The organism is Agrobacterium sp. O3.4 (assembly GCF_041414895.1).
Lineage (GTDB): Bacteria > Pseudomonadota > Alphaproteobacteria > Rhizobiales > Rhizobiaceae > Agrobacterium > Agrobacterium cucumeris.
In genome coordinates this window covers 991,693-1,000,194 of the sequence record NZ_JALPZP010000002.1, presented here as the reverse complement: position 1 = coordinate 1,000,194, position 8,502 = coordinate 991,693, and the positions used below count along the sequence as shown (strand labels likewise).

Annotated in this window: 8 protein-coding genes; 1 reads left to right on the top strand and 7 read right to left on the bottom strand. The window is 60.6% G+C overall.

The features are described from left to right. Positions 1-905, top strand: a 905-nt coding sequence (locus M0412_RS17275) for an ABC transporter ATP-binding protein (protein WP_371338317.1), incomplete at its 5' end; no start/stop codon positions are given. Positions 906-1,122: 217 nt separating this feature from the next. Here M0412_RS17275 and M0412_RS17270 read toward each other — a convergent pair. The 7 genes from M0412_RS17270 to aztC form a co-directional block, all read right to left on the bottom strand. After that, complete coding sequence (locus M0412_RS17270; protein ID WP_269699513.1) at positions 1,123-2,199, bottom strand: ABC transporter ATP-binding protein; 1,077 nt, start codon at positions 2,197-2,199, stop codon at positions 1,123-1,125. Positions 2,200-2,203: 4 nt separating this feature from the next. Continuing rightward, positions 2,204-3,034, bottom strand: a complete 831-nt coding sequence (locus M0412_RS17265) for a carbohydrate ABC transporter permease (RefSeq protein ID WP_035228147.1) — start codon at positions 3,032-3,034, stop codon at positions 2,204-2,206. 3 nt (positions 3,035-3,037) lie between these two features. Then, a complete protein-coding gene (locus tag M0412_RS17260; RefSeq protein ID WP_269699512.1) occupies positions 3,038-3,982 on the bottom strand; it encodes a carbohydrate ABC transporter permease in 945 nt (314 codons plus the stop codon). A 151-nt stretch (positions 3,983-4,133) separates the two neighbouring features. Continuing rightward, positions 4,134-5,393, bottom strand: a complete 1,260-nt coding sequence (locus tag M0412_RS17255) for a sugar ABC transporter substrate-binding protein (RefSeq protein ID WP_269699511.1) — start codon at positions 5,391-5,393, stop codon at positions 4,134-4,136. Between the two features lie 38 nt (positions 5,394-5,431). Continuing rightward, complete coding sequence (locus M0412_RS17250; protein ID WP_022562682.1) at positions 5,432-6,604, bottom strand: PLP-dependent transferase; 1,173 nt, start codon at positions 6,602-6,604, stop codon at positions 5,432-5,434. Next, on the bottom strand, positions 6,601-7,293 hold the full coding sequence (locus M0412_RS17245; RefSeq protein ID WP_161991439.1) for a FadR/GntR family transcriptional regulator: 693 nt from the start codon (positions 7,291-7,293) through the stop codon (positions 6,601-6,603). Before M0412_RS17245 ends, M0412_RS17250 begins: the two co-directional genes overlap by 4 nt. Positions 7,294-7,482: 189 nt before the next feature. Further along, on the bottom strand, positions 7,483-8,478 hold the full coding sequence (gene aztC / locus M0412_RS17240; RefSeq protein ID WP_269699510.1) for a zinc ABC transporter substrate-binding protein AztC: 996 nt from the start codon (positions 8,476-8,478) through the stop codon (positions 7,483-7,485). Between the last annotated feature and the right edge of the window lie 24 nt (positions 8,479-8,502).

Genomic DNA, 8,502 nt, shown 5'->3' with positions numbered 1-8,502 from the left:
TCGTCTTCGTCGGCCCGTCGGGCTGCGGCAAGTCCACGCTTCTGCGCCTCATCGCCGGGCTGGAGGACGTCTCCGGCGGCAAGATCGTCATCGACGGCAATGACGCCACCGAAAAGGCCCCGGCCGAGCGCGGCCTTGCCATGGTGTTCCAGTCCTATGCGCTTTATCCGCATATGAGTGTCAGGAACAACATCGCCTTCCCGCTGAAGATGGCCAAGCTCGACAAGGCGGTGATCGATAAAAAGGTCGAAGACGCCGCCCGGGTGCTGAACCTCACCGATTATCTCGAACGCCGGCCCTCGCAGCTGTCGGGCGGCCAGCGCCAGCGCGTCGCCATCGGCCGCGCCATCGTGCGCGAACCGAAAGCCTTCCTGTTCGACGAGCCGCTTTCCAACCTCGATGCGGCGCTGCGCGGCACCATGCGGCTGGAAATCTCCGAGCTGCACAACACGCTGAAGACAACGATGATCTACGTCACCCACGACCAGGTGGAGGCCATGACCATGGCCGACAAGATCGTGGTGCTCAACCGCGGCAATATCGAGCAGGTCGGCTCGCCGATGGAGCTTTACCGCACCCCCGCCAACCTCTTCGTCGCCGGCTTCATCGGCTCGCCGCGCATGAACCTCATCACCGGTGACTTTGCCCGCAGCAAGAATGCCACCACCGCCGGTGTGCGGCCGGAGCATCTGCTGCTGTCGAAGGAAAGCGGGCTGTGGCAGGGCAAGGTCACGGTTGCCGAACATCTCGGATCGGATACCTTCCTGCATCTCGAGGTATCAGGCATCGGACCGATCACCGCCCGCACGGACGGCGAGTTCGAATGCAGGCATGGCGATACCGTGTTCATCACCCCCGACGAGACCAAGATACACAGGTTTGATGAAAAGGGTGTGGCGATCTAGGTGCTGGCTTTCACAAGGTTTTTCATTCACAGCGGACCCGCAGGCGCGTGGGGCTTACCCCCCTCTGCCCTGCCGGGCATCTCCCCCTCAAGGGGGGAGATCGGCAAGAGGCTCTTTCATCGCTTCACTCGCAAGCTTAGAGATGTGCGAGACTTTGCCGCAGATCGATCTCCCCCCTTGAGGGGGAGATGCCCGGCAAGGCAGAGGGGGGTAAGCCTCACGCCTCCCCGATCCTCACGCCATTCCGATCAAAGACATGCAGCCTTTCCTGCGGGAAATCGACCCGCAGGGACTTGCCCGGTTGCAACAATGCCCGGTCCGACGAAAACAGCTTGAAGGGCAATCCATGCACGGTGAGGTGCAGGATGACGCCGAGGCCGGTTGGCTCGACCAGATCGACGGTTGCCTCCACACCGCCTTCAGCCGGCGCTACGGTGACATGTTCCGGGCGGATGCCGAGCGTGACCGGCTCGCCATCAGCGAGGTCCACTTCCCGGCCAAGCGCCAGACGCGTGCCGTCACCCGGCACGACGAAACTGCCGCCATTCTCCTGCACGAGCCGTCCTTCGAGGAAATTCATGCCGGGCGAACCGATGAAACCGGCGACGAAAAGATTGGCGGGACGATCGTAAAGATCGAGCGGTGCGCCGATCTGCTGCACATGGCCGGCATTCATGGCGACGATACGTGAGGCAAGCGTCATCGCCTCGATCTGGTCATGGGTGACGTAAACCGAGGTTGCGCCAAGATCGGCATGCATGCGTTTGATCTCGGCCCGCATCTGCTCGCGCAGCCGGGCATCGAGGTTGGACAGCGGCTCATCGAACAGGAAGGCTTTTGGCTGGCGCACGATGGCGCGGCCCATGGCGACGCGCTGACGCTGGCCACCGGAGAGCGCCTTCGGGCGGCGGGCGAGATAGGGATCGAGGCCAAGTTTCGCGGAAGCACCGGCCACCGCCGCCGCGATGGTTTCCTTCGGGCTGCGGCGCAGGCGCAGGCTATAGCTCATATTGTCGGCAACGCTCATATGCGGATAGAGCGCATAGGACTGGAAGACCATGGCGATATCGCGATCCTTCGGCCGGCGATCATTGACACGTTCACCGTCGATGGACAGGTCGCCGGATGTTATCTCTTCAAGGCCGGCGATCATGCGCAGCAGCGTCGATTTTCCGCAGCCGGAGGGACCGACGAGGACGATGAACTCGCCATCCCTGATATCAAGATCGACGCCATGCAGCACGGCGAGGTCGCCATAGGTCTTGCCGACATTCTTCAGCTCGATGGAAGCCATGGGATTATCCTTTCACCGCGCCGGCCGTCAGGCCCTGCACGAGATAACGTTGAATGAGCAGGAAGAAGAGGCAGGCCGGAATGAGCGCCAGAACGCCCGCCGCCATCATCTGCCCGAAATCGACGGAGAATTTCGAAACGAAGGTCAGAAGGCCAACCGGGAAAGTGGCGCTCTGGTTGCCGGAAATCAGCATCAGCGCAAACAGAAGCTCGCTCCACGCGGCGGTGAAGACGAAACCAAGCGTCGCGGCAATGCCCGGCAGCGTCAACGGCAGGATGATCTGGCGGAAGGCCGTAAACCGGCTCGCCCCGTCGATCATCGCCGCCTCTTCCAGATCCTTCGGAATGCCATCGAAGAACGACTGCATGAGGAAGGTGGCAAAAGGCACGTTGAAGGCGGTGTAGACGATGACGAGGCCCGTCAGGCTGTTGGTGAGGCCGAGCGGCGATAGCATCTTGAAGATCGGCGCGACCAGCATGACCAGCGGAAACATCTGGGTGATCAGCATCAGCGCGACGATCCAGTATTTGCCCTTGAAACGGAAGCGTGACAGCGCGTAACCCGAGAGCGAAGAAAGTATCGTCACGGCAATTGCCGTGGAGCCCGCGACGATGACGCTGTTCTTAAAAAACGTCGGGAAGGCACTGTTTTCAATGACGAAACGATAATGATCCCAGGTCGCCCGCGATGGCCACATCCTCACACCTTCGCTATAGAGCAGATCATTCGGCGTGACGGACACCTTGAGCAGCCAGAACAGTGGGAACAGTGCAAAGGCGATATAGGCAAGGATCGCCAGACGATGGGCAAGGGTGAGAAATATCCTTGATGTCATCGGTCAGTCCTTCTCGATCAGGCGCTGGCGCAGCAGCACGATCAGCATGGAATAGGCAAGCAACAGCACCAGCAGCACCAGCGCGATGGCCGAGGCATAACCGAAATCCAGACGCCGGAAGGCCTGGGTGAAGATGTAGCTGGCGACGATCTGCGTGCGGTCCGCCGGCCCGCCATTGGTCATGACGATGATGAGATCGGCGAAATTAGCGATCCAGACGGTGCGCAGCAGAATGGTGATGGCGATGGTCGGCGCCAGAAACGGCAGGGTGATGGAGGTGAAACGCTGCAGCGGGTTTGCCCCGTCAATTTCCGCCGCCTCGTAAAGATCGCGCGGGATGGCCTGAAGTGCGGCAAGCAAAGTGATGGCGAAGAAGGGAATGCCCCACCAGACATTGGCGATGATTGGCCCCCACATGGCAAGCTGCGGATCGGCGAGGATATTGTTGGGTGCGGATAACAGCCCGAGCGAGACCATCCAGTGCGGCAGCGGCCCGATGACCGGGTTGAACAGCCATGCCCAGTTGAGACCGGCAAGGAAGGTCGGCACGGCCCATGGCAGGAACACCAGCGCCTGCGCCAGCCCCCTGCCCGCAAAGGGTTTATCGAGCAGCAGCGCCAGAATGAGGCCGAAGAAGAATTGCAGGAAAACCGAAGCGCCGGTCCACCACAGCGTGTTTTTCAGCGCCCGGTAAAAGGCCGCATCCTGCGACAGAGCCTCCAGATGTTTGAGGCCAACAAAACCGCCGGAGAACGGATTGAGCAGCTGCACATCGCGAAAGGCATAGGAGAGGCCAAGCACCAGCGGCACCAGCATGACGGCGACGATGAGCACCAGCACAGGCGCGCTGTAAAGCCACGGTTCGGCCCATTCGGCAAACCGCCGCATCGCAGGCTTGCCAGCCGGTTTGCGCGCAGCCACCGGCCCGGCGCCATGGGCATAGGACATTGTATCGCTCCCTGATCGGACGATGGAACGGACGGGTTTTCCAGCCTCACGGCTTACCGATCCGAAAAATTTCTATGAAAAGGCCTGTCGCAGCGAAGGCCGGCAAGACCCGCCGCACGGGCATGTGCGCCCGCGCAGCCGGTCAATGTCGTTACTTCGAGGCCAGGAACTTCTGCTGCGCCTTGGTCATGTAATCAGCCCATTGCTTGGCAAGGTCTTCCGGCGTGATGTCGCCGAGCAGCGCTTCCTGCGATGTCTTGATCACAAGCGAATCCTTGAAGAAGGCGAATTCCTCAAGATAGGTCGGCATCGTCGTCGGTACGGCGTTCTTGTCGGCCAGTTCGTCGAACCAGCCCTTGAACTGCTCGCTGGCATAGAAGGGGTCCTTCTCCGCCGACTTGTGCACCGGCAGCGCACCGGTCTTTTTGTTCCATTCGATATTGCCTTCCGGCCCTTCAAGCGTCTCGATCAGCTTCCAGGAAAGGTCCTTGTTTTCGGATTTCGACATCATCGACCAGCCGGCGAAACCGATCGTCGGGAAGGTCTTGCCGTCGGGGCCCTTGGGCATGGTCATGACGCCGAAATCTTCCGGCTTCATGCGCTGGGCGATGGCGATCAGCGCATCCGGGTCCTGATCGAGGAAGGCGCAGGTGCCGGAATAAAAGCCGGCGACGATCTCGTTGAAGCCCCAGTTGACGCTGTCCTTTGGCGCGTAACCGTTCTTGTAGAGATCGATCACATAGGTCAGGCCCTTCACCCAGCCGGGGCTGTCGAAGGTGGAGGTGCCGTCCTTGGTGAAGAACTCGTTCGAACCGGCCATGGATGCGCCGAACATGACCCAGCCGTTGAGGCCGCCCGGGCCGCCGCGCAGGCAGTAGCCAGATTTGCCGGGAAGGGCTGCAACCTTCTTGGAGGCATCGGCAAATTCCTCGAGTGTCTTCGGCGGCTCCGTCACGCCGGCTTCGGCCAGCAGTTTCTTGTTGTAGAACATGGCGCGCAGGTAGAAACCATAGGGCAGCATATAGGCCGTGTCCTTGACATCGCGGCCGAGTTCCAGCGTGCGCTCGCTCAGGCCCGCGGTGTGCTCCCACTTGGCAAGATAGGGCTCAAGGCTCTCCAGCATGCCGTTATTGGCATAAAGCGACAGCCATGTGTCGGGCATTTCCATCACGTCAGGCACATCGCCGGCCGAGACCATGGTGGCGAATTTCTGGAAGGCTTCGCTCCACGGCAGGGAGACGATTTCCACCTTGGTGCCGGGATTGGCAGCCTCGAATTTCGAGACGATGCCTTTCAGCGTTTCCGTCCGCTCGGGACTTGTGATGACCTCGACCAGTTTCAAGGTCGTGTCCGCCAGCGCCGTTCCGGTCATCAGGGCGGTGAAGATTGCTGCTGTTACCAGTTTTTTCATGTCGTTCTCCCCTTTTTTGTCGTCAGTTTAAAAACGCGTCAGGCGGCAGAGGCCGCCTTGATCGCGGGTTCGAGATCGTTCCAGAGGGCTTCCGTGCCCTCCAGCCCGACATGCAGGCGCACCGAACGCGCGCTGATGCCGAAGGTGTGGGCGGAGTTTGGCTGCGCCTTCTGTTCGAGCACCACTTCGCCGGGGACGATGAGGCTTTCATGCCCGCCCCAGGAAACACCCAGTTTGAAAAGCTTGAGGCGGTCGGCAAAAGCGCGCACATCCACCCCGTCCTTGAAGATGAAGGAAAACAGGCCCGACGTGCCGTGAAGGCCGGGCGGCAGGCGGTTCGCCAGCCCCGGATGGCAGACCTTCTCCACCACATCCAGCGCCTGCAGGCGGGTTGCGATCTCAAGCGCCGAGGCCTGATGCGCCTTCATGCGCAGCGGCAGGGTGCGAAGCCCGCGAATGAGCAGCCAGGCATCGAAGGGCGACATCTTGCCGCCGAGATAGGGATAGGTTTCCGCCCGGATACGGTCGATCATCGCCTTCGAACCCGCCACCACGCCGGAGACCACATCGCTATGGCCGCCCAGATATTTCGAGGCCGAATGCACGACGAGATCCACGCCGAGCGAGATCGGCTGCTGGAAGACCGGGCTTGCCCAGGAGTTGTCGATGACGGTGACGGCGCCATGCCGCTTGCCGATGGCGGCAAGCGCGCCGACATCGTGGGCTTCCATCACCCAGCTCGTCGGGCTTTCCATGTAAAACAGCTTTGCGCCCGGCATCGCCTTTTCAACCGCCGCCTCGTCGCGGCCGTCGACATAGGTCACCTCGATATTCATGCGCTGCATGAAGGTGCCGAACAGGCGAAACGCATCGGGATAAACGTGGCGGACGGCGACGATCCGGTCACCCGGCGAAACGAAGGACAGCACGGTGGAGGAAATGGCCGACATGCCGCTTGCAAAACCGAGCGCATCTTCGGCACCTTCCAGCTTCGCCAGCATCTCTTCAAACAGCCGCACGGTGGGGTTCAGCCCGCGCGTATAGACCGGCCGCACCTTTTCGCCGCGATAGGTGGAGACCATTTCGTCGTAGCTGGAAAAGGTGAAAAGCGAGGTCTGCACGATGGGCGGCACCACAGCTTCGAAGGCGTGGGCCTCGTCATGCGCAACGATAAATGAGGCGGGATCGAAGAGATCGTTGCCATGGTTCATTTCGACATGTCCTTGATATCCTCCTCGACGACGGCGAGGATTTTCAGTGTTTCTTCACGGGCGGTCTCGGCATCACCGGCGGCGATGGCATTGAACAGCGTGCGGTGAAAGGGAAAGGAGCGGCCGGCGAAATCCGGGCGGTCGAACGGCTTCGACCAGAAGCGTTCGAAACCTTCGCGCATCTGCTCCAGAAGCTGCTTGAACAGCGTATTATGGGTGGCATCGTAGATCGACAGATGGAAGGCAAGGTCTGCCTTGCCGGAGGTTCCCTCGGCCAGATGCACACGCTCCATCTCGTCTAGCCGCGCTTCCATCGTGGCGATATCGTCTGCCGTGCGGCGGCGCGCAGCGGCCATGGAGGCTTCCACCTCGATGCCGCGCCGCACTTCCAGCGTCATCAGCAGCGCATCGCGCAGGCTTTCGGCATCGATGGAAATCGGCATATGCACGGTGGCGGCGGAAATTGGCTTCAGCAGGTAATTGCCGCTGCCCTTGCGGCTGTCGATGACACCGAGCGCCTGAAACTTGCGGATGACTTCGCGAATGGTGGAGCGGCCAACACCCAGAGCCACCATCAGTTCGCGTTCAGCGGGAAGTCGGTCTCCGGCCTTCAGCCCTGCCCTCTCGACATAGTCAGAAAGCGCTGCCTCGACCTGGCGCACGCGGTCGCTCGGCGGAATGGGCTGCATGAGTTCCCGGCTGGACCTGTCCAAGACGTACCCTCTAAATTGGTCTGACATCTTACCATTTCAAAGGGCGGATCGATTGTCAACGGGCAAGCGCGGAACACACACAAGACAAGACTCGCGGCGACAGACAAAAAAATAGGGAGGGTGACACAGGCCACCCTCCCCAGGCTCATAGCGAAATGACGGAGCTTACTGGCTGAGCACAGCCGCCTTGATGGTCTGGATATTGTGGTTGATCATGTCGATATAGGTCGCGGCCGGGCCATCGGCGGTGGAAAGCGCGTCGGAATAGAGCGTGCCGCCAACCTTCAGGCCGGTTTCGCTGGCGATCTGGTCAATCAACCGCTTGTCGGTGATGTTTTCGACGAAGATCGCCGAAGCCTTGTCGTGTTTGACCTGATCCACGAGCTTGGCGACATCAGCGGCCGAAGCTTCGGATTCCGTCGAGATGCCCTCGGGCGCCAGGAAGTTCAGTCCATAAGCGTGCTCGAAATAACCGAAGGCGTCATGCGAGGTGATGATGACGCGCTTTTCCGGCGGGATGGCGGCAATCTCGGTCTTCACCTTCTCGTTCAGAGCGGCAAGCTTGGCGATATAGGCTTCCGAATTGGCGGTGTATGTGGCGCAACCGGCCTTGTCGACTTGGCAAAATGCGCCGGCAATGTTCTTCACATAGATTTCCGCGTTCTTGATCGACTGCCAGGCATGCGGGTCGAATTCACCGTGATGGTGATGACCTTCATGACCGTGGTCATGGCCGGCTTCTTCAGCCTTGTGGTCGTGGCCTTCCTCTTCTTCCGCTTCCGGATGGGCATGGCCGGCCGGTTCTTCGGATAGTTTCAGCGGCTCGACACCCTTGGTCAGTTCAACGACCGGCGCCTTGGTGCCGCTGGTGTCGATCAGCCGCTTCAGGAAGCCTTCAAATTCCAGGCCATTGACCAGCACGACGCCAGCCTTGCTGACGGCAACCGCATCGGCCGGACGCGGCTCATAGACATGCGCATCGCCATCCGGACCGACAAGCGTGGTGATCTCGACGCGGTCGCCGCCGACATTTTTGGCGAAATCGGCGATGATCGAGAAGCTGGCCACGACCTTGATTTCGGCAGCCGAAGCCTGCGCCATCAGGACCGGGGAAAGGGTAAGAAGGCTTGCGCAGGTGGCAAGACGGAGGGTTCTGAACATGAAGGTTCTCCTTTTTTCGAACGC